The sequence below is a fragment of the Williamsia muralis NBRC 105860 genome (assembly GCF_001598915.1).
GTDB classification, from domain to species: Bacteria; Actinomycetota; Actinomycetes; order Mycobacteriales; family Mycobacteriaceae; genus Williamsia; species Williamsia muralis.
The window spans coordinates 220475-243442 of the sequence record NZ_BDAP01000007.1 but is presented as its reverse complement, the minus strand read 5'-3'; the positions used below and the strand labels follow the sequence as shown (position 1 = coordinate 243442).

The 22968-nt window shown below is 64.3% G+C and carries 26 protein-coding genes, 1 tRNA gene and 1 pseudogene; 15 read left to right on the top strand and 13 right to left on the bottom strand.

Annotated elements, in window-relative coordinates:
- The first annotated feature begins 153 nt into the window (after window positions 1-153).
- A tRNA-Leu gene (locus tag WIMU1_RS22910) sits at window positions 154-227 on the top strand.
- A 2-nt stretch (window positions 228-229) separates the two neighbouring features.
- Here the strand turns inward: WIMU1_RS22910 and WIMU1_RS22905 are convergent.
- From WIMU1_RS22905 to WIMU1_RS22890, 4 genes are read right to left on the bottom strand one after another with little or no spacing between them, the layout of a single operon-like run.
- Window positions 230-1237: a glycine betaine ABC transporter substrate-binding protein gene (locus tag WIMU1_RS22905; RefSeq protein WP_062800613.1), complete on the bottom strand. Its 1008-nt coding sequence runs from the start codon at window positions 1235-1237 to the stop codon at window positions 230-232.
- The gene (locus WIMU1_RS22900) at window positions 1234-2004 is read right to left on the bottom strand and encodes an ABC transporter permease (protein WP_062800612.1); all 771 of its coding nucleotides are present in this window, start codon (window positions 2002-2004) and stop codon (window positions 1234-1236) included. The genes WIMU1_RS22905 and WIMU1_RS22900 overlap by 4 nt, the downstream gene beginning before the upstream one ends.
- Entirely contained in the window at window positions 2001-3203 is a 1203-nt protein-coding gene (locus WIMU1_RS22895; protein ID WP_062800676.1) for an ABC transporter ATP-binding protein, read from the bottom strand. Before WIMU1_RS22895 ends, WIMU1_RS22900 begins: the two co-directional genes overlap by 4 nt.
- A 47-nt stretch (window positions 3204-3250) precedes the next feature.
- Window positions 3251-3898: an ABC transporter permease gene (locus WIMU1_RS22890; protein WP_023962993.1), complete on the bottom strand. Its 648-nt coding sequence runs from the start codon at window positions 3896-3898 to the stop codon at window positions 3251-3253.
- Window positions 3899-4239: 341 nt separating this feature from the next.
- Between WIMU1_RS22890 and WIMU1_RS22885 the strand changes: the two genes are divergently transcribed.
- From WIMU1_RS22885 to WIMU1_RS22875, 3 genes are all read left to right on the top strand, one after another.
- The gene (locus WIMU1_RS22885) at window positions 4240-4719 is read left to right on the top strand and encodes a carboxymuconolactone decarboxylase family protein (protein ID WP_062800610.1); all 480 of its coding nucleotides are present in this window, start codon (window positions 4240-4242) and stop codon (window positions 4717-4719) included.
- A gap of 78 nt (window positions 4720-4797) precedes the next feature.
- Window positions 4798-5001 carry a DUF3072 domain-containing protein gene (locus WIMU1_RS22880; RefSeq protein ID WP_023962988.1) on the top strand — a complete coding sequence of 68 codons (204 nt, stop codon included), beginning with the start codon at window positions 4798-4800 and terminating at the stop codon, window positions 4999-5001.
- A gap of 156 nt (window positions 5002-5157) precedes the next feature.
- Window positions 5158-5361 (top strand): cold-shock protein, encoded by a 204-nt coding sequence (locus WIMU1_RS22875; protein ID WP_020108824.1) that lies wholly within the window; start codon window positions 5158-5160, stop codon window positions 5359-5361.
- Window positions 5362-5523: 162 nt separating this feature from the next.
- Here the strand turns inward: WIMU1_RS22875 and WIMU1_RS25920 are convergent, their stop codons facing one another.
- Window positions 5524-5727 carry a hypervirulence associated TUDOR domain-containing protein gene (locus WIMU1_RS25920; RefSeq protein WP_084248496.1) on the bottom strand — a complete coding sequence of 68 codons (204 nt, stop codon included), beginning with the start codon at window positions 5725-5727 and terminating at the stop codon, window positions 5524-5526.
- 53 nt (window positions 5728-5780) lie between these two features.
- On the bottom strand, window positions 5781-7463 hold the full coding sequence (locus WIMU1_RS22870; RefSeq protein ID WP_245969070.1) for a DUF7800 domain-containing protein: 1683 nt from the start codon (window positions 7461-7463) through the stop codon (window positions 5781-5783).
- A 131-nt stretch (window positions 7464-7594) separates the two neighbouring features.
- On the opposite strand from WIMU1_RS22870, the gene WIMU1_RS22865 reads away from it, so the two are divergent.
- The 5 genes from WIMU1_RS22865 to WIMU1_RS22845 all read left to right on the top strand — a co-directional run bounded on the left by WIMU1_RS22865 (window position 7595) and on the right by WIMU1_RS22845 (window position 10897).
- On the top strand, window positions 7595-8113 hold the full coding sequence (locus tag WIMU1_RS22865) for a mycothiol transferase (RefSeq protein ID WP_062800606.1): 519 nt from the start codon (window positions 7595-7597) through the stop codon (window positions 8111-8113).
- 43 nt (window positions 8114-8156) lie between these two features.
- Window positions 8157-8633: a MarR family winged helix-turn-helix transcriptional regulator gene (locus tag WIMU1_RS22860; protein WP_062800674.1), complete on the top strand. Its 477-nt coding sequence runs from the start codon at window positions 8157-8159 to the stop codon at window positions 8631-8633.
- Window positions 8633-9055, top strand: coding sequence for an organic hydroperoxide resistance protein (locus tag WIMU1_RS22855; protein ID WP_062800605.1), 423 nt, complete (start codon window positions 8633-8635; stop codon window positions 9053-9055). The genes WIMU1_RS22860 and WIMU1_RS22855 overlap by 1 nt, the downstream gene beginning before the upstream one ends.
- A gap of 127 nt (window positions 9056-9182) precedes the next feature.
- Window positions 9183-9491: a hypothetical protein gene (locus tag WIMU1_RS22850; RefSeq protein ID WP_062800603.1), complete on the top strand. Its 309-nt coding sequence runs from the start codon at window positions 9183-9185 to the stop codon at window positions 9489-9491.
- Entirely contained in the window at window positions 9488-10897 is a 1410-nt protein-coding gene (locus WIMU1_RS22845) for a carotenoid oxygenase family protein (RefSeq protein WP_062800601.1), read from the top strand. The genes WIMU1_RS22850 and WIMU1_RS22845 overlap by 4 nt, the downstream gene beginning before the upstream one ends.
- A 19-nt stretch (window positions 10898-10916) precedes the next feature.
- On the opposite strand, the gene WIMU1_RS22840 is transcribed toward WIMU1_RS22845, so the two are convergent.
- Together WIMU1_RS22840 and WIMU1_RS22835 are read right to left on the bottom strand one after the other, a co-directional pair.
- Window positions 10917-11654 carry an SIMPL domain-containing protein gene (locus WIMU1_RS22840; RefSeq protein ID WP_062800599.1) on the bottom strand — a complete coding sequence of 246 codons (738 nt, stop codon included), beginning with the start codon at window positions 11652-11654 and terminating at the stop codon, window positions 10917-10919.
- A 312-nt stretch (window positions 11655-11966) separates the two neighbouring features.
- Window positions 11967-12719 (bottom strand): annotated as a pseudogene (locus WIMU1_RS22835) (TetR family transcriptional regulator); the annotation flags it as partial.
- A gap of 125 nt (window positions 12720-12844) precedes the next feature.
- Between WIMU1_RS22835 and WIMU1_RS22830 the strand changes: the two are divergent.
- From WIMU1_RS22830 to WIMU1_RS22810, 5 genes are all read left to right on the top strand, one after another.
- Complete coding sequence (locus WIMU1_RS22830; RefSeq protein ID WP_062800597.1) at window positions 12845-13939, top strand: ferredoxin reductase; 1095 nt, start codon at window positions 12845-12847, stop codon at window positions 13937-13939.
- Window positions 13940-13980: 41 nt separating this feature from the next.
- A complete protein-coding gene (locus WIMU1_RS22825; protein ID WP_084248494.1) occupies window positions 13981-15096 on the top strand; it encodes a fatty acid desaturase family protein in 1116 nt (371 codons plus the stop codon).
- A 51-nt stretch (window positions 15097-15147) separates the two neighbouring features.
- Window positions 15148-15345: a hypothetical protein gene (locus tag WIMU1_RS22820; protein ID WP_023962967.1), complete on the top strand. Its 198-nt coding sequence runs from the start codon at window positions 15148-15150 to the stop codon at window positions 15343-15345.
- A complete protein-coding gene (locus tag WIMU1_RS22815; protein WP_062800593.1) occupies window positions 15326-16795 on the top strand; it encodes an MFS transporter in 1470 nt (489 codons plus the stop codon). The genes WIMU1_RS22820 and WIMU1_RS22815 overlap by 20 nt, the downstream gene beginning before the upstream one ends.
- A 119-nt stretch (window positions 16796-16914) precedes the next feature.
- A complete protein-coding gene (locus tag WIMU1_RS22810; protein WP_084248493.1) occupies window positions 16915-17409 on the top strand; it encodes a DUF4395 domain-containing protein in 495 nt (164 codons plus the stop codon).
- On the opposite strand, the gene WIMU1_RS22805 is transcribed toward WIMU1_RS22810, so the two are convergent.
- The 5 genes from WIMU1_RS22805 to WIMU1_RS22785 form a co-directional block, all read right to left on the bottom strand.
- Window positions 17399-18352, bottom strand: a complete 954-nt coding sequence (locus WIMU1_RS22805; protein ID WP_062800590.1) for a Ppx/GppA phosphatase family protein — start codon at window positions 18350-18352, stop codon at window positions 17399-17401. The genes WIMU1_RS22810 and WIMU1_RS22805 overlap by 11 nt on opposite strands.
- Window positions 18349-18900 (bottom strand): DUF501 domain-containing protein, encoded by a 552-nt coding sequence (locus WIMU1_RS22800; RefSeq protein WP_062800588.1) that lies wholly within the window; start codon window positions 18898-18900, stop codon window positions 18349-18351. Before WIMU1_RS22800 ends, WIMU1_RS22805 begins: the two co-directional genes overlap by 4 nt.
- Entirely contained in the window at window positions 18900-19406 is a 507-nt protein-coding gene (locus WIMU1_RS25915; protein WP_245969071.1) for an FtsB family cell division protein, read from the bottom strand. Before WIMU1_RS25915 ends, WIMU1_RS22800 begins: the two co-directional genes overlap by 1 nt.
- A gap of 113 nt (window positions 19407-19519) precedes the next feature.
- Window positions 19520-20800 carry a phosphopyruvate hydratase gene (eno, locus tag WIMU1_RS22790; protein WP_062800586.1) on the bottom strand — a complete coding sequence of 427 codons (1281 nt, stop codon included), beginning with the start codon at window positions 20798-20800 and terminating at the stop codon, window positions 19520-19522.
- Between the two features lie 153 nt (window positions 20801-20953).
- On the bottom strand, window positions 20954-21670 hold the full coding sequence (locus WIMU1_RS22785) for a lytic transglycosylase domain-containing protein (RefSeq protein WP_062800584.1): 717 nt from the start codon (window positions 21668-21670) through the stop codon (window positions 20954-20956).
- A gap of 324 nt (window positions 21671-21994) precedes the next feature.
- Between WIMU1_RS22785 and efeU the strand changes: the two genes are divergently transcribed.
- Window positions 21995-22888 (top strand): iron uptake transporter permease EfeU, encoded by an 894-nt coding sequence (efeU, locus tag WIMU1_RS22780; protein ID WP_062800582.1) that lies wholly within the window; start codon window positions 21995-21997, stop codon window positions 22886-22888.
- The last annotated feature ends 80 nt before the right edge of the window (window positions 22889-22968 follow it).

Sequence of the window (22968 nt, the reverse complement as noted above, 5' to 3'; positions counted from 1 at the left end):
AGGTCGAAACAGCCTGTCTCGCAGGTCAGCTCTTGGCGCGTCGATCGCTCGGCAACTGCAAACTGGCCTCCAACCCGACTCGGCCGGGGGCCCCGCGGCGCCCCTGAGCTCCCGTGAGATTCTGGTCTCGCCCGGGATTCTGCGTCCGGGAACGCCCCCATAGCCCAATCGGCAGAGGCACCGGACTTAAAATCCGTCAAGTGTCGGTTCGAATCCGACTGGGGGCACCCTATTCCTTGGTGATGAACCCCTTGGACACCATCCAGTCGCGCGCGACGATGCTCGGATCCCGGCCGTCGACGTCGACCTGCTTGTTCAGATCGGTGATCACCTCGTTGGTGAGTGCCGCGGTGACCGGAGCGGTGACCGGCGCGATCTCGGGATGCTTCTCGAAGAAACTCTCCTTCATCGTCACCGACGGGTTGTAGTGCGGGAAGAACTGCTTGTCGTCGGTGAGAACAACCAGGCCCAGACCGGCGATACGACCGTCCGTGGTGAACACCTCACCGAACTTGCACTGGCTGCCCGTCGACGTCGCCTGGTAGATGATGCCCACCTGCAGAATCGGCGTCTGAGCCTGAGCCGGGTCGAAACCGTAGGCGGCGGCCATGCCCGGGAAGCCGTCCTGACGGGCGCGGAACTCGGTGTCGACACACGTCGCCGCGGCCGCCGGATCGCGTTTGACGAGCTCGGCATAGTCGGACAGCGTCGTCACACCGGTCTCGTCGATGACCTTCTTGCTGGCGGCCAGCGCGTAGGTGTCGTCCATCGGCCCGGGTTCGAGCCAGATCATGTCGTTGGCCGCGAGGTCCTCGTCCCGAACGGCCTCGAACTGCTCACGCGTATCGGCGATGGGCTTCTCATGCCCGAGATAGTTGATCCATGCGTTACCGGTGAACTCGTACGCCACGTCCACCTGACCCGCCAGCTGCGCGTCGCGCGTGCTGCGTGAGCCCACGATGCCGGTCATGTCCCGCACGTCGGCGCCCGCTGCCACGAGGGTGAACTCGAGGATGTATCCCAGGATGACCTGCTCGGTGTACTCCTTCGATCCCACGGTGATCTTGACGCCCTTGAGCCCCTCGTTCTCCGTGATCGAACCGGGGCCCACCTTCAGCGGGACCGCGCCGCCAGACGACAGGCCACAGGCCCCCAGGACCACCGCGCACACGAGCGCAAAGACGATCGAGGGAAAGAGACGGCGAAACCCACGCGCCGAACGAGGCGTTGTGGTCATCCGCGCACCCCTTTCGGTCCGAGGTAGTGCTCGGCCAAGGCACCGAGCCAGTCGACGAGGAGTGCCAGACAGACCGCGAGGACACTGCCGAGGATCAGGGTGACGTTGTCGCGGAGTTTGTATCCGGTGTCGATCAGCACTCCGAGCCCCCCGGCATTGACGAGGAAACAGAGTGTCGCGGTTCCGACGGCCAGCACCAGTGACGTCCGAAGGCCGGCGAGGATGTACGGCACCGCCAGCGGCAGTTCCACCCGGAAGAGAATCGATGACGGGGACATACCCTGGCCCTGACCCGCGTCGATGAGCGATTTGTTCACCTGGTCGATGCCGAGGATCGTGCTGCTGAACACCGGGAGCAACGAGTACACCGCGATCGGCAGTACCCCGATCCAGAAGCCGGTCTCCCCTGTCCACAGGAAGAGCAGCACGAGCAGACCGACTGCCGGAGCCGCCTGTCCGATGTTCGCCACACCGATGAACGGCGGACGAAGCAGTCGCGCGCGCCCGCGGGTGACCACGATCCCCAGCGGAACCCCCACCAGGACCACGATGAGTGTCACGGTGATGGTGATCAGCAGGTGCTGCCACACGAGTGTCGCCACGTTGCCGGCGCTGATGTTCACCTTCTGCGTGGCCGTCAGGTCGCGGCTGAACGCCCAGAAGATGACGGCGGCTGCGACGATGACCACGAGGATGGGTTGGATGATCAGGCGGAGCTTGTCCGCCACGCTGATGGAGGACGCCGGCGCCTCGACGGCAGTGGTCATCGCGCGGCGTCCGACGAGCCCGCGGCGCCGGGGGCGTCCGAATCGGTGTGCGCGCCATCGGCCGGCGCCTTGCGGAGGTTGGTGATGGTCGTGATGAGCGTTTCGAGGGTCACCACCCCCTGGTATCGATTGCCAGCTCCGGTGACCACGGCCGAGGCGTGATCCTCGGCGAGCATCGCCTCGAGTGCGTCCTGCAAGGTGGCCTGGATGCTGATCCACTCGTTGAGCGGTTCGGCGAACTCTTCGACGGTGCGTGCCTGCTGGAGACGATTCTGGCGCACCCAGCTCACCGGCCGCTCGCGGTTGTCGAGGATGACGGCCCAATCATGTTCACTCGCTGCGAGTTCGGATCGCAGCGTGTCGACGGCCTCCCCGACGTGCGCGGTGGGCCGGGTCTCGAGGTCGATGTCCTTGACCCGGACAAGGCCCAGCTGCCGTAGCGAAGCCCCGGTTCCCACAAAACCGGCGACCGTGTCGTCGGCGGGATTGGCCAAGATCGCCTGTGGGGTGTCGTACTGCAAGATCTTCGACTGCTGACCGAGCACCGCGATGCGGTCGCCCAGTTTGACCGCCTCGCTGAAGTCGTGGGTTACGAAGACGATCGTCTTACCCAATTCGCTTTGCAGACGCAGCAGTTCGTCCTGCAGCGAACTGCGGGTGATCGGGTCGACGGCACCGAAGGGCTCGTCCATGAGCAGGACGGGCGGGTCTGCCGCGAGCGCACGGGCGACGCCGACCCGCTGCTGCTGGCCGCCGGACAACTGCCGCGGGTACCGGCTCGCGTACTGGGCCGGATCGAGTCCGACCAGGTCGAGCAACTCGTCGACGCGGTCGGCGATGCGCTTCTTGTCCCACTTGAGCAGTCCTGGAACGAGGCCGATGTTCTGCCGGATCGTCATGTGCGGGAAGAGGCCGGCCTGCTGGATCGAGTAGCCGATCGAACGTCGCAACTCGGTGGGTTTGATCGACAACGCATCCTTGTCGCCGATCGTGATCTTCCCCGACGTGGGCTCACTGAGCCGGTTGATCATCCGCATCGTGGTGGTCTTGCCGCACCCCGACGGGCCCACGAACACCACGACGTCACCGGCCGGGATGTGCAGCGACACATCGTCCACCGCAGGTGTTTTGGATCCCGGGTAGGTCTTGGAGACATGGTCGAGCGTGATCTGCACGCCGGTCGGGTTCTCGGTACGCAGGGCCTTGGAAGCCGTGGCGGACTGTGGTGCGGCCGCTGGATGTTCTGTCACCGGATGCCTTTCGACGTTGTGAGTCGTCCGAGGAGTACGTAGAGAGCGTCGAGAACGAGGGCGAGTATGACGATCAGCAAGGTGCCGCTCAGTGCCATCGGAACCGCGGTCGGGCTACCGACGCGGGCAAGGCCTGCGAATATCAGGTTCCCCAGCCCCGGGCCCTTCACATACGCCGCGATCGCCAGGACACCCATCGCCATCTGCGTGCTCAGCCGCATGCCTGCGAGGATCGCCGGCCAGACCAACGGGAGTTCAACCCGTACGAGGGTGATCAGCCGGCCCATACCGATGCCCCGTGCCGCATCGATGAGCGCAGGCTCGATGTTGTTCATGCCGACGATGGTGTTGCGGATGATGGGCAGCAGCGAATACAGCACCAGCGCGGTGATACTCGGGATGACACCCAGCCCGACCAGCGGGATGAGCAGGCCCAACAGCGCGAACGAGGGCACGGTCAACACGGCGCTGGAGATGGATGTGGCGAGGTTGGATGCGATGTCGTTGCGGTAGGTGAGCAGTCCGATCACCACTCCGATGACCGTCGCGATGACAACGCTCTGCATAACCGCACTGACGTGTTGATACGAGTCGAAGACCAATTGCGATTGGTGCGACGTGATGTAGTCCCACAACGCGTCCAAGCGATGCCCCGCTTCCCTCGGTCGTTCGGCCAACAGGCGACATCGCCGCCGTCTCGGCGTGGAGCCGCCGCGACGTGTTCGGTCATTATGTTGTCCGACCACGACCGCGCCAAACATCGCTTCTCGGAAAAAGGGCTCACAGCTCCGACTGCCGATGCGGCAAACCTGCACGTGGCGGCCACCCAGGGCGGCTGAGCAAGCCTTCAAATCACGATGAGTGAAACACCTTCAGCACACCGGCTGCGTCGATCGGGCCGAAAACTGAAACGTGTTCCTTATTCTGGACTGCGGACGACGCGGTAGATGCCGCGGTCGACACGAACCGCAAGGACGGCGCCGTCATGATCATCGACGTTCCCCAGGACAAAGACCCGATCACCTATGTATGGGGTGAGATGGTGCCCGGCATCGGAGTCGCAGCGTCCACCTTTGCGATGAAGGTGTACTCCGACAGCACCCTGGGACTCCGCGAGTTCGAAGCCGCCCGACTACGGATTGCGCAGATCAACGGATGTGTGTTCTGCCAGGACTGGCGCACCGAACGGGACGGGACGAAGGTCGAGGACTTATTCGACCACGCAGTTACCGAATGGCGCACCACCGACGCGTTCGACACCCGTACGCGGCTGGCCGCGGAGTATGCCGAGCGATACGCCCTCGACCACCAAGGACTCGACGACGACTTCTGGAAGAGGATGACCGCCGCCTACAGCCAGGCCGAGATAGTCGAGCTGAGCATGTGTCTCGGCTCATGGCTCGCCTTCGGTCGGCTAAACCGCGTGCTGGGCATCGACACGGTGTGCGTGTTGCCGAACCACTGACCGACCAACTGCGATTCACCGCGCCCGATCTCGAATCTTCGGTGGCCCGATCCGCGGTCGACAGGTACCGTCGAACACATGAGCGAATCAAACATCCAGCAGAATCCCGAAAAGGACCCCTCCGACTGGGTCACCGGCGATGAGCCGGCCACCGGACCGCAACAGAGCTACCTCGAAACCCTTGCCCAGGAAGCCGGCGAAGAGGTCCCGGACGACCTCAACAAGGCCCAGGCCTCGGAGATGATCGACAAGCTGCAGGGCGAGACCGGCCGCGGCCAATAGCCGCGAACACCGCGTTCATCAGCCCCGCGCAGTGCCCGAGCGACGACGCGCAAACATTTTTCGCCCCTGCGCTATCGCTTTCGCCCAATCCGTGCAACACTATGTGCAGGGGCGTGTTCATGCGTTCTGCAGGAAAAAAGAGAGAAGTACTTTAATATGGCACAGGGAACTGTGAAATGGTTCAACGGCGAAAAAGGCTTCGGCTTCATCGCCCCCGACGGCGGTTCGGATGACGTCTTCGTTCATTACTCTGAGATCCAGGGCGGCGGCTTCCGCACCCTCGAAGAGAATCAGCGAGTCGAGTTCGAGATCGGCCAGGGCGCTAAAGGCCCGCAGGCCACCGGAGTAACCGCGATCTGAGATCGCCAGACTTCCAAAGAGTGGGTGACCAGCGAGAAATCGCCGGTCACCCACTTTTTTGTCTTCACTGCCGCTGAGCTCAGCCGAGCAGACCTCTCCGGCAAGGCGTTTCGCCGTCGGCACTCCCTCATGGATGTTTGACTGCGAGCGAATACGGGTATGTCATTTCTTCTTCAATGACGATTCTTTGTGGGCGGCCTTCGAACCGCTCTTTGCGGACTCGACTATCCAATAGGGTTCGTCATCACTTGCATTGAATTTCTGACCTGAAAAAGTAAAAGGTTTTGTTCTCTTCTCGACGGCTTTCCCTTCTGTCTCGCCTTGCGGGGTATTCCATGCCACTGAGTCGTTCTTACTGATGCCCATGTATCCGAGGGTAGCGATGCGCGGCCGGACGACAACGCCGTCCGGCCGAGCGATCAGGTCGTGAGCTGCATCTGGTGGGTTTGCACCAGCTTCTGCGACCCTCCCGGGCCGGTCTGCGCGTGGTCGACCCGCACAGACGCTGTGTCACCCTCGAGCCGCAGCGACATCACGCCGTTGTCGAACCAGGGCCCCGCCTCGGCCTGCCAGGTGATCGGATGGTCCTCCAGCCCGGCCCGGTGGGCGAGGAATCGCAGGAACCGGACCATCGGCTTCCGGATCGCGAGACGGTTCACCACGCGAATGGGCAGGTCAAGGGGATTCCGGAACGGCGACATGGTCAGTTGGTAGAGCACCGTCGAGTCGGTCGAGGTGCGGGTCAGCTCGGCCTCGGCGACATACGAACAGTGCACATCGCCGGACAACCACAACGCACTCGCGGGCGGATTGGGACGATCGACGATCTCTTCGACCAGGCCGACCATGTCTTCGAACGACTTGCCGAAGGCGGCCCAGTGCTCGAGGTCCAGAGCGAGCCGCAGCTTCTCCCCCACCTTGCCCCAGCGTTTACCCCACGCGCCCTGCGCGACGGCTTCATTCCACTGCTCGAGGTGATGGAGCGCAGGCAACATCAGGTAGGGCAGTGACGTCCCGAAGACGATGTGGCGTGCATCGGTCCCAAGTGCCTGCTCGCGCAACCACTTCCATTCGGCTTCGTCGAGCATCGCACGGCGTTCGGGGGTCAGGTCGCGTGAGCAGCGCGAATCGATCATGATGATCCGGGTGTTCCCGAGATCGCGGACATAACTCCACCGCGCCGATGTCGGCTCGCTGTCGGCGCGGAGCGAGAAGTCGGACAGCAGCTTTTCACGGTCTTCGGCCGTGGCCGCCCCGCGCACGGCCAGGTAGAGCTCGTCGTTCTGCAGCTCGTCCGGGGAGAGATTGCCGAGGTGCTGGTAGATCCAGTAGGACGAGAATGCCCCGACCACTCGTCGGTGCCACCACGGCTTCTGCTCGATGTCTTTTCGCCAGTCGAGCGACGAGTTCCAGTCGTCGCGCAGATCGTGGTCGTCGAGGATCATGCAGCTCGGGATGGTGGCCATCAACCCGGTGACCTGCTCGGCACCCCACGACTCCCGATACAGCCAGGTGTATTCCTCGAAGTCGCAGATCTCCTCGAGCACTTCCTCGCCCAGTTCCGGATCCTTCTGGGTCTCGCGACGTTCGCGCAGTCGCTCTTTGATCTCGGGGGACGGGTCGTCGGCGTACACCTGATCCCCGAGAAGCAGAAGCAGCTGCGGCCACTGCTCGGCGTCTTGATCTTTCACCCGTGCGGCCAGACCGGCGAGCCCGTCGGCCCCGATCGCCTTGAGCCGGTCCTCGTCGTATGTATCGCCGCGCCGGCACGAGCCGAACGCAACCGTCAGGGCGTCGTCCTCGGCCGCGGTCCGCAAGGTACCGCCGGCGGCCACCGTGGGAGAGGCCTCCACCACCGGATCAGCAGACGATCGCAACGTCACCGAATAGTCGACAACAGTGCCGGACGGCAGATCGACCAACTGCACGATGGCGAAGTGGTGCTCGTGTACGGACCACGTGTTCTCGGCACCGCTCTGGCCGGTCGAGGTCCGCACCTCCACAGTGCACTCACGATCGGTCTCCACCCAGATGGTGGCCCGCGTGTTGTCCACGTAGCGAAGGATGGGTCCGAGAACGAGGGTCGGCATTTCATTGCTCACACTCACACGGTTCCACCGATTGGTCCGATGTGCACCATTTCTGAGGTCACGCGCTCACGCCAGTTCCCATGAAGACGGTTTCGCGGGGTAGATGTGGAGTGCGCCCATCAGAACTTGACGGAAGGAACACCGTGAACGAATCTGCACTCCTGACCGACGCGTTCGACCGGATCAAGGAAATTGTCCACGAGACACTCCAGGATCTGCCGGAGTCAGCCCTCACCTATCGGCCCGATCCGGAGGCGAACTCGATCGCCTGGTTGATCTGGCACCTCACCCGGGTGCAGGACGACCACGTCGCCGAAGTTGCCGGGACCGAACAGGTGTGGACCGGCGACGGGTGGGAGGCGCGGTTCGCGCTGCCCTTCGACACCGGCGCCATCGGATACGGGCAGACGTCAGACGAGGTCGGGCGGGTCGTCGCCAGCGCGCAAGACCTTCTGGGATATCACGATGCAGTGCATGCGAGCACGCTGTCGTATCTGCAGACCATCGGCTCCGACGATCTCGACCGGATCGTGGACGATCGCTGGGATCCTCGGGTCACGCTCGCGGTGCGTCTCATCAGCGTCATCTCAGATGACCTGCAGCACGCCGGGCAGGCCGCGTACATCGCCGGATTGTTCGACCGGGCTTCGACCACTTCCTGACGGTCTAGTTGTGCACAACTGAATTGTGGTCTACCATTTCGGCATGTCCGCACTTCGGCTTGATCAGCAACTCTGCTTCGCGCTGTATTCGGCGTCGCGGGCAACCACGGCCGCGTATCGGCCGATTCTCGACGAACTCGGTCTGACCTATCCCCAATACCTGGTGCTCCTGGTTCTGTGGGAGGACGAACCCATCACGGTCCGACGGCTCGGTGAACGGCTCCAGCTGGATTCGGGAACCCTGTCCCCGTTGCTCAAACGCCTCGAGTCTGCCGGCCTCCTGGTGCGTCAACGGACACCCGCCGATGAGCGATCGGTCGAGATCACGTTGACCGACAAGGGCCGCGACCTCGAACGCCGCGCAGAGTGCATACCTGAAAATCTCTTCGCGGCAACCGATCTGACAGAGCTCGAATTGACGAACTTGCGTGACGCGGCCCAGTTGCTGACCGCCGCGTTACGACAGGCCGGCGCCGCTCAAGCCGGCGATGAGAAGAACCGACAACGAAAGGCATTGTGATGAAAGCTATTTACACAGCGGAGGCACTCGCCACCGGAGAAGGTCGCGACGGCCGCGCCCGCACCTCGGACGGCAAAGTGGATCTCGAACTCTCGATCCCCAAGGAAATGGGCGGCAACGGCGTCGGCACCAACCCCGAGCAGCTCTTCGCAGCCGGATACGCCGCGTGCTTCCACTCCGCCCTGCGGTTGGTGGCCGGCCAGGAGAAGGCGGATGTGTCCGACTCGGCCGTGGGCGCACGGGTCTCCATCGGCAGCCTCGACAACGGCGGCTTCGGGCTCGCCGTCGAACTAGAGGTGACCCTGCCGAACGTCGACCACGACACCGCACAGAAACTGACCGAGAAGGCTCACGAAGTGTGCCCCTACTCCAACGCCACCCGCGGAAACATCGACGTGAAGCTGGTTGTCACCGAAGACTGAAGTGTGTCCAATGCCTGATCGATAGCCCCCGAACGGCCGTGTCCGCGTATTACAATTCACGCGGCGCGGTCGTCGTGGTTTCTGGCACATCCGTCCTGCGCCCCAACGGGCTGCAGGAAGGCGACCGATGATCGAGATTCGTGGCTTGTCCAACGAGACCGTGGTACTCGACGGTGAATGGTTCGAGAAACTCCGTGGCGGCACGTCCAAGACGCGGCTCCCGGCGGCGTCCTTCGTCTCCGCCGAGGTGAAAGAAATCGACCGGCGCAAGAAGCTCTTCGGCGGAGACCGAGAACAGCTCATCCAGGTCACGTTGACGTTCGACCGCCCTCCCTTTGTCGGCTTGATGACACCGGCGACGAATCGCGAAAAGGTCGACGCACTACTTGCCGGTCTCGCCGCCGCCCGTGACAGCACCCAGCGGCCGATGCAATGACCTCGCCCCACGTTCCCCGGCCCGCGGTGGTCGACATGGCGAACCACCCCTACCTGTCGGGAGTGTTTGCCCCGCAGCGCAACGAAGTCGACGTCACCGGTCTCCCCATCGCCGGTGAGCTTCCCCCGGACCTGGTGGGGAGCTATCTCCGCAACGGGCCCAACCCTCGCTTCGATCCGATCGGGAGTTACAACTACCCGCTTGACGGCGACGCGATGGTTCATCAGGTCGACTTCGACGGCACCACAGCGGGATATCGCAACCGCTTCGTCCGAACCCCGGCGGTGATTGCCGAAGAGAAGGCCGGCCGCGCCCTCTGGTCTGGCTTGTTCGACCCCTATTCCCCCACCGCCGACGACCTCGGTCCGGGCGTGGCGAACACAGGGCGCGATCTCCCCGACATCAACGTCGTCAGGCACGGCGGTCGGTTGCTGGCCATGGCCGAGACCGCTCCGCCGTATGCACTTGACCCTGCCGACCTCAGCACGATCGGCCGCGAGACATGCGATGGCGCAATGCTTGTCGGCAGCACAGCTCATCCGAAGATCGATCCGTCCAACGGCGAGATGGTCCTCTTCAACTACGCGTTCGAGGCCCCCTACCTCACCTGGTCGGTGGTGTCCGCAGACGGAAAATGCACCCGTCCGCCCACAGCCATCGACGGCGTGAACGCACCGATGATGATTCACGACATGGCATTGACCGAGAAGTACGCGGTCATCTTCGTCTGTCCGCTGAAGTTCGACATCTTCGGGGCATTCGCCACCGGAGGGTCGCCACTGCAGTGGCAGCCCGAACTCGGCACCCGGATAGCGCTTGTTCCCCGGGACGGTTCAGCGGTGAGATGGATCGAAACAGAGGCATTCTGGGTGTGGCATTTCGCGAACGCCTACGACACACCCACCGGAGAGGTGGTCATCGACTACGTCTGGTGGAATCAGCCGGAAGCCCTTGGCATCACTGACGATCCATCCGTCGGCAACATCACACGCACGGTACTCGATCCGGCGAAGGGGCGGTGCACGCACACCATCTTGAGCGACTCTGATGTCGAGTTCCCCAGGGTCGACGACCGTTTGTTGACCCGGCCACACGGCGCCATCGCCACCGCCGGACAGCTGCCGGGTGCGGCCGACGGCATCAACACCGTGTTCTTCGACAACCTGACGTCGGGTGGCCAGACGTTCTGGGACTCCGGATCGGTCAGCGTCGGCGAACCGATCTTCATGTCCGGCGACAGCAACAACTACTGGGGGACCATCGGTACCGACATCGAAACGATGATGTCTGCCTTCTACATCTTCCCCGAAGACAGTCCGGAGACCGGCCCGCTCTGCACCGTCGACCTTCCCATCCGCGTGCCCGCCGGCCTGCACGGATGCTGGATTCCGGGCTCGCCCAGATAGGGCAGCGCAGGGGTACCGGCTATTTCAGTTGCCACTTCACCGTGACTTTGAAGCTGACTGTCTGCTGTCCGGGTTCCAGCGGCACTGCAGCGTCGACCATCGCCGACCGCATCTGATCGGACGCCGAAACCTCTTGGCCACTTGTGGTTTCGTCGATGGTCAACACCTTGCCCAGCTCGTCTCCGGACAGCCCGGCGTACTGTTGAGCGCGTTCTCGCGCGTCGTTGAACGCCTGCTCTCTCGCGTTGGTCACCAGCTCCGAGTCGTCGTCGATCACAAACGACACGTTGCTGATCCTGGTCGCATCGCCCCCGGCATTGACCGCTGCCGTCAGCACATCGGAAGCTTTTGCCAGATCATGGATCTCGACGCGAAGTGAGTTGGTGGCCCGGTAGCCCGTGATCGCACTGGAGCCGCCTGGAGAGGGCGTCGAGTAGTCCGGGGTGAGGGTGACTTGCTGGGTCTGCACGTCCTCCCGCGGTACACCGGCGTTGACCACCGCGTCGGTCAGTGCCTGAATGCTGGCGTTCGCCGAGTTGATGGCACCGGACACGTCGTCGCCCGTTGCCTCCACCCCGAGATCGGCACGGAGGGTATCCGGAGCGCCCTTCACCTCCCCGTTGCCGACAACCGTCACCGACCTCTGGTTCCCGGGATCGGACGGTTCGTCGCTGCCGCACCCCACAGCGAGCGCGAGCACCAGAGCCGAGCCGGTCAGGGCACAGGCAACTCGCGCTATTGGACGGCCTGATCGCATACGCCGGCGGGAAGTTGGTCGAGACGGGTGGACAGCCATGCGCTGACAGTATCGAGGATCCGCGTGGATGAAGCGGAACGAACAAAAGGTGAGCCGATCGACCTACCCGCTCCGCTCCGCTTCTGTCTCCGTCTCCGTCTCCGTCTCCGTCAACGGTCGAGCTCCGCTCCGCTCCGTCTCCTCCAACGGTCGAGCTCCGCTCCGCTCCGTCTCCTCCAACGGTCGAGCTCCGCTCCGCTCCGTCTCCTCCAACGGTCGAGCTCCGCTCCGCTCCGTCTCCTCCAACGGTCGAGCTCCGCTCCGCTCCGTCTCCGCGGGCCGCCAACTCCCCATCCCCAAGAAGATCATCACGATCTGCTTCTCGGTCCGCTCGATGAGGTCGGCCTCTTCTTGGGTGTTGCGGCGATCGAGTTCGACCAGTTCGGCAACCGCGTGCAGCATCACCGTCACGATCAGGTCGCCGGCGAGCTCGAGATCGTCGGCGGGCCACTCGGACAGCTCCGGGATGCGCGAGAGATCGATGGCGAGCTCGCGCGAGAACAACTTGAGCTCGGTGTCGATGGCGCGGCGGACCTCGCTGATACCGCCGTATTGTTCGCGAACCAGAAACCGGAACTGTGCTTCGTTGGCGTGCGCCTGCCGGACCAGCACCGCCAGCGACTCCTTCGCCGTCGGTACCGCTGCTCGTGCTGCGAGGTCACGACGTCCTTCTCGCAACATCCTGCGCAAGGTCCGCATGGCGTCTTCGACGAGCGTGACACCGACCTCTTCCATCGACGCGAAGTGACGATAGAACGCAGTCGGAACGATGCCCGCACGTTTGGTGACCTCACGCAGGCTGATCGAGGAGAAGCTGCGTTCTCCCACCAACTCCAGGGTCTGATCAAGCAATGCCTGTCGAGTACGGCTCTTTTGTTCGGCACGCGTCCGCGTCGCGTCGGCAATTCGTTCGGTGGAGGCCGAGTCACGACGTGCAGCACTTCGGCTACTCGAACTGTGGTGTTTCGAACTCCGCGACACGCAGGTCAGTGTACGTCCGTGCACCGGCCGATTCGGGTACCGCATCCGGCCCGGGCTGCAAAAAACCTGCAGAAGGTGATGGCGGTTACACCTAAAACCCTTGACTTCGCCGACCCCTGGGATGCGACACTGTTTGTGTACAGTTGTTCACTGAACGGAAGGAAGTGCGGATGCCGAAGTCACTCTCCGGAATTCTCGGCTCGGTGCTCGAAGTAGCCCTGACGCCCCACCCTGTGGACCGCTATCTCGAACTGTTCGACCCTCGCATCACCTGGAGTGATCTTCGGGCCGAAGTACTACGGGTCGATCGCCGCTCACCGCGATCGGTAACCCTCACCCTCAGGCCGACCCGTCAGTGGACGGGCTTTGAACCGGGGCAATTCGTGCAGCTCAGCACCGTGATCAACGGTGTTCGGCACAGCCGTTGCTACTCACCCGCCAGCAGCGCGAAACGCCAGGATGTCATCGAGCTGACCCTGACTGCGCACGACGACGGCTTCGTCTCCAAGCACCTGCGCGACCACGCGCAGGCCGGCCAGGTCCTCGGTCTCCAGCCGGCCACCGGGACGTTCACGATGCCCTCGGATCGTCCGGATTCGATGCTGTTCATCAGCGGCGGCAGCGGCATTACACCCGTGCTCTCAATGTTGAGAACACTTGTTGACGAAAAGCACCAGGGCAACGTCACGTTCGTCCACTATGCACGCAGTCCGCAGGACCACCCCTACGCCGACGCGCTGGCTTCGATCGCCACTGCCCGCCCCGACTGGACGATCACCACTTACTTCACCCGACCCGATGACGAGCAGTCGGCAGGAGGCTCGACGCGCACGTACTTCTGCGCCGAACACCTCTCCGATGTGGATCTCGCATCCACCGAGGTGTTCCTCTGCGGGCCTCCGGCACTGCACGAGTCCGTCACCGATCACCTCGGTGCCAATGGCGCCGAGGAACGGCTGCACACCGAGCAGTTCGTATTGGTGACACCGGCAGCCGACGACGGCGCTCCGGCGCACGGTCGTCTGCAATTCGCCGGAAGCGGCAAGGAGACCGACAATGACGGCTCGTCGATTCTCGAGCAGGCAGAGAACACCGGTCTGTCACCCGAGTTCGGCTGCCGGATGGGGATCTGCTTCTCCTGCAGTGCGGTCAAGAAGTCCGGGCTGACAAAGAACATCCTCACCGGTGAGACCGACAGCGAAACCGACAAGCACATCCAGCTCTGCATCAGCGCGCCGGTCGGCGACTGCGTCATCGACATCTGACGCCCGCCGCCAACGCCCACCCACCACCTTCAGGAGTCCTCATGACAAGCACTCAACTGGTTCTCACGGACGATCAGGTAGACGAGCTCGGTCGCGAGCTCGACGCCCTCAAAGCACGGGTCGTCGCCGACCTCGGCGAAGCCGACCGCGAATACATCTACTCGATCATCAAGGCTCAGCGCACCCTCGAGGTCGCCGGCCGCGCACTCATGTACTTCCCGTTCATCCCGCCGGCCTGGCTCGCCGGAGTCGGGGCACTGAGCGTGTCGAAGATCCTCGACAACATGGAGATCGGCCACAACGTGATGCACGGTCAGTACGACTGGATGCGCGAGCAGAGCCTGAACTCGCGCGAGTTCGAGTGGGACACAGTCTGTCCCGCCGACCAGTGGCGCCACAGCCACAACTACATGCACCACACCTTCACCAACATCGTCGGCCAGGACCGCGACATCGGCTACGGCATCCTGCGCATGGACCGCGACCAGAGCTGGAACCCCTACTACCTCGGCAACCTGATCTGGGCCGGCGCGCTGATGGCGCTGTTCGAGTGGGGCGTGATGCTGCACGACCTCGAGGTGGAGAACATCGTCCAGGGCAAGCGCATGTGGACCGACATCAAGGGTCTCGCCAAGGGGATGTGGCGCAAAGCCCGCCGCCAGGTCCTCAAGGACTACGTGGTCTACCCGGCGCTCACCGGACCGTTCTTCGTCACGACACTGGTCGGCAACGTCAGCGCCAACCTCATCCGTAACCTGTGGACCTTCTCGATCATCTTCTGCGGCCACTTCCCTTCGGGCGTACAGACTTTCACCCAGGAAGAGACCGAGAACGAGACCCGCGGCCAGTGGTACCTGCGGCAGATGCTGGGGTCGGCCAACATCACCGGCACACCCCTGTTCCACATCATGAGCGGCAACCTGTCGCACCAGATCGAGCACCACCTGTTCCCGGACATCCCGGCCAACCGGTACCCGCAGATCGCAGGCGAGGTCAAGGAACTGTGCGAACGATACGGATTGCCTTACAACACCGGCAGTTTCAGCCACCAGATCGGCTCGACCTGGCGCAAGATCGCGCGTCTGTCCCTTCCGAATTTTCTGGTGGCAGATGACGCCCAGTTCAGTGTTAAGGTCGAGTCCAAAGTCGCCGCTTAGCACCCGTCACCAGGGGCTGGGCCGCTGTCAGCGCAGACACGGAAGGGTCCCATGGTCTCGCGATTCGAGCGAAACAAAGACACAGCCCAGGAGATGATCGAGTCGACCGCCCACCGGGTGGGACGGATCGCCTCGATCATCACCGGGGCGGTCATCGATGTGACACGGGAGATCGGCGACCTGATCTCCGACGGTATCGAGATGCGGGAAGCGGCGAAGAAAGCTCGGGATGACAAACCCGACGTATAAACGCCGCAATCTCGCGATGGCGATATTGACGTTCGCGATGTTCATGGATCTGATGGACGTCACGATCGTCAATGTCGCCATTCCGTCCATCCGGGACGATCTCGGGGCCAGCCCGGCACAGATCGAGTGGCTCGTCGGCGGGTACGTCCTGGCGTTCGCGGGCGTTCTGATCACCGCCGGCCGGCTCGGCGACCGCTACGGCCGCCAACGGATCTTCCTCATCGGAATCATCGGATTCACCCTCGCGTCTGTCCTGGCCTCCACCGCCCAGACCGGCAGCATCCTGGTCGCCTCGCGTGTACTGCAGGGATTCTTCGCCGGATTGATGGTTCCTCAGGTGCTTGCCAGCGTGCAGGCGCTGTACCGCCCCAAAGAGCGGGCACCGATCTTCGCCATCCTGGGAACCATCACGGCCATGGCAGCGGTGATCGGGCCGGTCCTCGGCGGCTGGCTGGTCACCAACAACCCCATCGGCGGCGAGTGGCGCTCCATCTTCTTCATCAACCTGCCGATCGGCATCGTCATCGCGATCGCCGGGTACTTCCTGGTCCCCAACACCAAATCCGAGGAAGTCCGCGACCTCGACATCGTCGGTGTGGTGCTGGCGGTGGGCGGCGTGCTGCTGCTCGTCTACCCGCTCGTCGAGGGCCGCCAGCTCGGTTGGCCCGCCTGGTCATTCGTTCTGATGGCGTTGTCGCCTGTGGTGCTGACCGCGTTCGTCTTCCAGCAGAAGCGGCGGACGATCACCGACGCGCTGATCCCCCTGCGCCTGTTCGGTAACCGCGGGTTCGTGGGCGGATCGGCCATCCAGTTCCTCTTCCAGGGGTCGATCACCTCGTTCTTCCTGATCCTCGCCCTCTACGTGCAGGTGGGTCTCGGATTCGAGGCCATCGCGGCAGGCGCGATGACACTGCCCTTCAGCATCGGGGCGGTGTTGGCCGCCGGTGTCGCAGCCGCACTGACCACCCGTCTCGGCCGGAACCTTCCGCTGATCGGGGGGCTGATGATGAGCTCGGGAACCGCCTGGACCATCGCCACGATCCGGTCCGCGGACGAGGGCTTCTCGAGCTGGGACACCGTGATCCCGATGGGTCTGGCCGGGCTGGGCCTGACCATCATGCTGGTTCCCCTGCTCGACATCGCGCTGTCGACTGTCGACGTGGAGGACTCGGGAGCGGCGTCCGGCACTCTCAACACGTTCGCGCAGATCGGTGGCGCAGTCGGCGTCGCCGTCACCGGTGTGCTGTTCTTCGGGGAGGCTGGACGCTACTCACAGCCAGAGTTGTTGCACGCGTTGTCGATTGCTGCCTGGGTCCCCATCTGCGGCTATGCATTGTGTGCCGCGGCGAGTTTTCTGCTGCCCGGGCTGGGTGCGGTGCGCAAGCATGCCGAAGAGCAGGAGCGTATCGCTGAGCTCGAGGAAGCCCGGCTCGCCGCCGAAGCCCGATGATGGTGGGTTCGGGCGAGCGTTTGACCAGTTCACGCTCACCGAAACCCACCAATTCCGGGTTTCGGGCAGGGTGAGTCCAATGGTGGGCGATCGGGTGATGGGTCCGTAGCCTGTTCTCTGTGCTGACTTTCCCCAATCCGGTCAATGACTACGCTGCCCGATCCACCGCCGGGCTGGTCGTGATCCTGGCCGTCGTCGCCGTCGCGGTGAACAGCCCCGTGGTCTACGCGCTGTTGGCGATCGGGTTCGCCCTACGTGTCGCGTCCGGCCCGACTCTGTCGCCGTTCGGTCAATTGTCCGTGCGAGTGATCGTGCCGTATCTGATCAAGAGGACAAAGCTGGTCCCCGGGCCACCCAAACGATTCGCCCAGACCATCGGGCTTGTCGTCAGCGGCGCGGCGTTGATCCTGTCGCTTCTCGGACTCGGGCTTGCCGCGCAGATCGTCACCGGCATTCTCATCGTCGCGGCCCTGCTCGAATCGGCGCTCGGATTCTGCCTCGGCTGCACCATCTTCGGCTTCCTGCAACGCCGCGGCGTCATCCCCGAAAGTGTCTGCGAGGCGTGTAACAACATCTCGCTCCGGCGACCCGCCGGTGAACAGGTCAGCTCTTAGCGAGGAGCGACAGCGCGATTCCGTCGAGGATGTCGTGCTCGGAGACGACCATCTCCCGGATCGGGCTCTGTTCGGCGATCACCCGGGCCAGTTCCAGCGTCACCAGTGACCCGCCACCGATGACGTCGACCCGGCCCTCGTGCATCGGCCCCAGAGCGGCCCGCTCGGCGCGCGGCATCCCGACCAGATCCCAGCAGACACGGGCGAGGTCGTCGAAGCCCACTCGGGAGAGATGAATGATCTCCGGGTTGTACTCGGGCAAACCCGAAGCCAGGGCGGCAAGGGTGGTCATCGTGCCCGCGACACCGACGAAGGTGCGCGCACCGGCCACCGATACGTGCGTAAACGCTTCTGCCAGAAGCTCTTTGATGACCTTCTGGGCCTCGTCGATCTCGGATTTCGTGGGCGGGTCGCTGTGCAGGCACCGTTCGGTCAACCGCACGCAACCGACGTTCGCCGAGTACGCGGCATGCACTCCCTGCTCGTCGCCGACGACCACCTCGGTGGAACCGCCACCGAGGTCGACGACAACAAATGGACCCTGCGACGGATCGAGATCGCCCACAGCCCCTGCGAACGACAATCGGGCTTCCTCGTCGCCCGTGATCACCTCGGCCACACCGCCCGGAACCACCTCGCCGAGCAGTTCCCGGGTCATCGCGAAGAAGTCATCCCGGTTCGCCGCGTCACGCGTGGCCGAGGTGGCGACCATCCGAACAGCGCTCACGCCATGCGCCTTCATCACATCCACGTACTCGGCCAGAGCCTGCCGCGTGCGCTCGATGGCTTCGGCGGCGAATGCGCCCGTCGCGTCGACCCCTTGGCCCAGACGGACAACACGCATCTCGCGGTAGAGGTCCACGAGACCGCCATCGCCGCCGCGCGCCACCAGCAGGCGGATGGAATTGGTGCCGCAGTCGACCGCGGCGACAACCTGGGTCATTCCGAGGTGTCCCCTGCCGGCGTCTGCGGCCAATCCGCCGGTACTGCGGTGCCTCGCAGGCCGGCGTCTGCGGCAAGGAAGACCGCCTCGTCGCCGAGAGGGTTCACCCCCGGACCCTTCGCGAGCGAGTGCGCGATGAGGACGTGCAGGCATTTGACGCGCTGCGGCATCCCGCCGCCGGTGAAGTCTGTGCCGAGCGGTTCGATGGCATCACGCTCGGCGAGATAGGACTCGTGCGCTCGCCGGTAGTGCTCGGCCAACTCCGGATCCTCGGCGAGACGCGTGGTCATGTCACGCATCACCCCGGCCGACTCCTGACGGCTGGCCTCGGCTGTGAGCCGCGGGTCGGTGAGGTAGTACAGCGTGGGGAACGGCGTGCCGTCGGGCAGTCGCGGCGCCGTCTTGACCACGGCGGGCCGGCCGTCGGGGGTGCGGTAGCTGATCTCCAGCACCCCGCGCGGCACCCGGCCGAGCTGCTCGGCAACGGCGTCCAGATCTTCTTGCGAGACAGCCGAATCCGCTTCTGGCCCCTGTTCGGACTCGGCCATCAATTTTCGGCACCCGAGATCGAGTTGTACAGGCTCGTGTACCAAGGGTTGGCCGCCACCCTCTCGGCTTCACGTTCTTCGTCTGTCTTCTCCGGAGGAACCGGGTACTGCATCAGCAGCGGCTTCTCCCCCGGCATCACGAACTGCAAACGCTCGCGGGCTTGCGCTTCGATGTAGGCCGGGTCGTTCTGCTCGGCCACCTTCTCTTCGTACTCCTGCACCTGCACCTGCAGCTGAGCGTTGCTGGCGCGGAGTTCGTCGAACTCGGTCTGCTGCGAGAAATACGTCCGCATGGGCACGGCCAAGGTCAGCGCCAGAAGACTCAGGACCGCCGCCAGTACCACTGCCCGCTTCGGGTTGATGTTCTCCCACCGCGACGAGAGTGCCGACGCGGTACGGGGGAACGTCGTCGACGATGCCGCGGATTGCCGATTTGCGCTCCGGGAACGGGCGGGCCCAGGACTGGGCGCAGCTCGTGACCCGGAGCGCGACGGCCCGTGGTTCACGTCGGCCGAGGTCCGTCTCCGGTTCCCGCGGGGTGCATCGGAGCCGCCCCGCCTCCGGTTTCGTCTCTCGGCCATCATCATCGATCCATCAACCCGTTTGGTACCGATCAGCCTTAGAAGGAGAACCGCGGGAAGGCGAGGTCACCGGCGTAGCGAGCGGCGTCGCCGAGGCCTTCTTCGATGCGGAGCAGCTGGTTGTATTTCGCGACGCGCTCGCTGCGGGCGGGAGCGCCGGTCTTGATCTGGCCACAGCTGCATGCCACTGCCAGATCGGCGATGGTGGTGTCCTCGGTCTCGCCGGAACGGTGGCTCATCATCGACTTGTAGCCGTTGTTGTGTGCCAGCGCGACAGCGTCGAGGGTCTCGGTCAGGGTGCCGATCTGGTTCACCTTCACCAGCAGTGCGTTGGCCGCACCGCGGTTGATGCCGTCTTCGAGGCGCTCGGGGTTGGTGACGAAGAGGTCGTCGCCGACCAACTGGATCTTGTCGCCGATCGATTCGGTGAGGGCGACCCAGCCGTCCCAGTCATCCTCGGACAGGGGGTCCTCGATGGAGACCATCGGGAACTCGGTGATCAGTGCCGCGTAGAAGTCGGCCATCTCGGCAGCAGTGTGGGTCTTGCCCTCGAAGGCGTAACCCGTTCCCTCGGTGTGGAACTCGGTGGCCGCAACGTCCAGGGCCAGAGCCACATCGGTGCCGAGCTTGAGGCCCGTCTTGCCGATGGCCTCGCTGATGAGCTCCAGAGCCGCGCGTGTTCCGGCCACGTCGGGGGCGAAGCCGCCCTCGTCGCCCAGCCCGGTGGCCAGGCCCTTGGCCTTGAGCACGGACTTGAGGGAGTGGTACACCTCGGCGCCCCAGCGCAGTGACTCCTTGAACGTCGCTGCACCGATAGGCGCGACCATGAACTCCTGAACATCGACGCCGGTGTCGGCGTGTGCGCCGCCGTTGAGGATGTTCATCATCGGCACGGGGAGGATGTGGGCGTTCGGTCCGCCGAGGTAGCGGAACAGCGGCAGGCCGGCAGACTCGGCGGCGCCCTTGGCCACGGCAAGCGACACTCCGAGCAACGCGTTGGCGCCCAGTCGCGACTTGTCCGGCGTGCCGTCCAGGTCCAGCAGCGCCTGGTCGACGAGACGCTGATCGTCTGCCTCGATGCCGATCACAGCGGGAGCGATCTCCCCGAGGACGGCCTCGACCGCCTTGGTCACACCCTTGCCGCCGTAGCGGTCGCCGCCGTCGCGCAGCTCGACTGCCTCGTGCTCACCGGTCGATGCGCCGGAAGGCACCGCAGCGCGGGTGAAGGTGCCGTCGTCCAGTACCACCTCCACCTCGACTGTGGGATTGCCCCGCGAGTCGAGAATCTCGCGCGCTCCGACCTGATCGATGCTGGCCACGGCATATCTCCTTCGAGTTGGGATGTCACTCCACGTTCAGCGCACGCACCATCGCGGGTGCGGCGAGTATCGCTACAAAGACTAGTGCCCAACCCCTCGCCATACCGACTTGACTCACCGACCGGGAGGGTTGGAAATCGAGACGGCGGGGAATCAGTAGGCGACGTTGACCGAATAGGCGTTGGCGTGGTCGCGGACATCCAGTACGTACTGCATCGAGTTGTTGTAGACCTTGACCGCGTTCTCCCAACCCTCGGGCGTGGTCATGTCGCCGCCGGACACGCAGAGGTAGCGCGCCGCAGACAGCGCTGCGTCGTCGATGTTGTCCATGTCGGCACGCCCGTCACCGTTGGCGTCGACCCCGAAGCGTTCCCACGTGGTGGGGATGAACTGGAAAGGTCCCATCGCGCGGTCCAGCTGGTCGTCGCCGTCGAGCACGCCGCCGTCGGTGTCGTTGATGGTGGCGTTGCCCTGCGTCCCGTCGAGCGGCACACCACGGATCTCCGGGGACACGTCCCCGTTCGCGGCGATGTCGGCTCCGCGGTAGCGCCCGTGTTTGCTCTCGACCCCGGCGATCCCGGCGAGAGTGGTCCAGGTGATGCCGCACTCGGGGTGTTGCTGGCGCTGGATCTCCGCGGCATTGCCGTACGCCTCCAGTGCCACCAACGGGATCCGGGTCTGTTCAGAGATGGGAGTCGCCCAGTCGCGCAGCAGTTCTGCCGTGCGTCCGGGGGTGTTGATGTCGATGTAGGGAACGGGCGCACCCGGATTGGGAGGGATGCCCTCCGGGATGGCGACCTTCGATTTCGACGGCAGATCGAGGCAGCCCGCGGTCAGGAACATCGCCGAGGCGATGGCCGTGACAGCCATTGTCCGTCCGGCAGTCGACCGCACCCCGATTCGGGGTCGTCGCCGTCGCGAAGGCACCACCGTCATCCTCACTTCCGTTCTCGTAGACCGCTCACCGGTCACTCACCCACTGTGCCCGACACATCTCCGGCGACAGGGCAACGAATCGCCGGTGCCCCGGCACCCACCCCGGCCACTATGCCCGATATGTCCGTATTCGCAGGTAACGCGCATGTACACCCAGCCAACCAACTCTCGGGAGCCGCTCGGAGTTCCTGCAATCTGGCTGTACGATCGCCGAATTAGGCAACGCGACCCTAATCTGACGCACGAGGAGTCCGCACCGTGAACCTGGCTGACACCGGCTCGGCACCATCGGTGGGGACACAGCTGTTCGGCAGTGGGCTGATCGGTCTGCGTGAGGGCCTCGAAGCCGGGATCGTCGTGATGATCCTCGTCGCGTTCCTCGTGAAGTCCGACCGCCGCGACGCCCTGAAATGGGTGTGGCTCGGGGTGGGCGCCGCGGTCGCCATGGTGCTGATCATCTTCGCGGCCATCCACTACGGCACCTCCACCCTCACCGGACTCACCGCTGAAGCGATCGCGGGAGTGACGTCACTGGCCGCAGTGGTCATCGTGACGTTCATGGTGCTGTGGATGAAGAAGGCCGCCGCGTCGATCTCCGGTGAACTCAGGCAGTCCATGACCCGGGCCCTCGAAGTGGGGGCCGGCGCGGTTGTCCTGCTGTCGTTCCTGGCCGTCGGTCGCGAGGGCGTCGAGACCGCCCTCCTGATGGTCGGGTACGCGGAGAACACATCGGGAAGCAACTGGCCCCTGATCGGCCTGATCATCGGCGTGGTCGGGGCGGTGGCGCTGACCGTCCTCCTGTACCAGGGCACCGTCCGGATCAATTTCCAGAAGTTCTTCACCTACACCGGCGCGTTCCTGGTGTTCGTGGCCGCCGGGATGCTCGCCTACGCGATCCGTGCACTGCAGACCGTCAACTGGATCCCGGGATTGTCGAACATCGCCTTCGACATCACCGACCACTACGACCAGACGTCCTGGTACGGCACGGTTCTGGCCGGCATCTTCAACTTCCGGCCCGATCCCACCGTGCTCCAGGTGGTCGGCTGGGCGGCCTACCTCGTCGTCGTCATGACCGCATTCCTGTGGCCGACAAGGCGCAAGGATCCCGCCACTCCCCCGGCACCGACCCCCACCTCGGCCACCGTCTGATCGACGCCCGGCCTCCTCGCGCCACCCAAGAAAGGCAGCACCCCCTTGAAGAATCCCACCCGAGCCACGAAAGTCGTTGC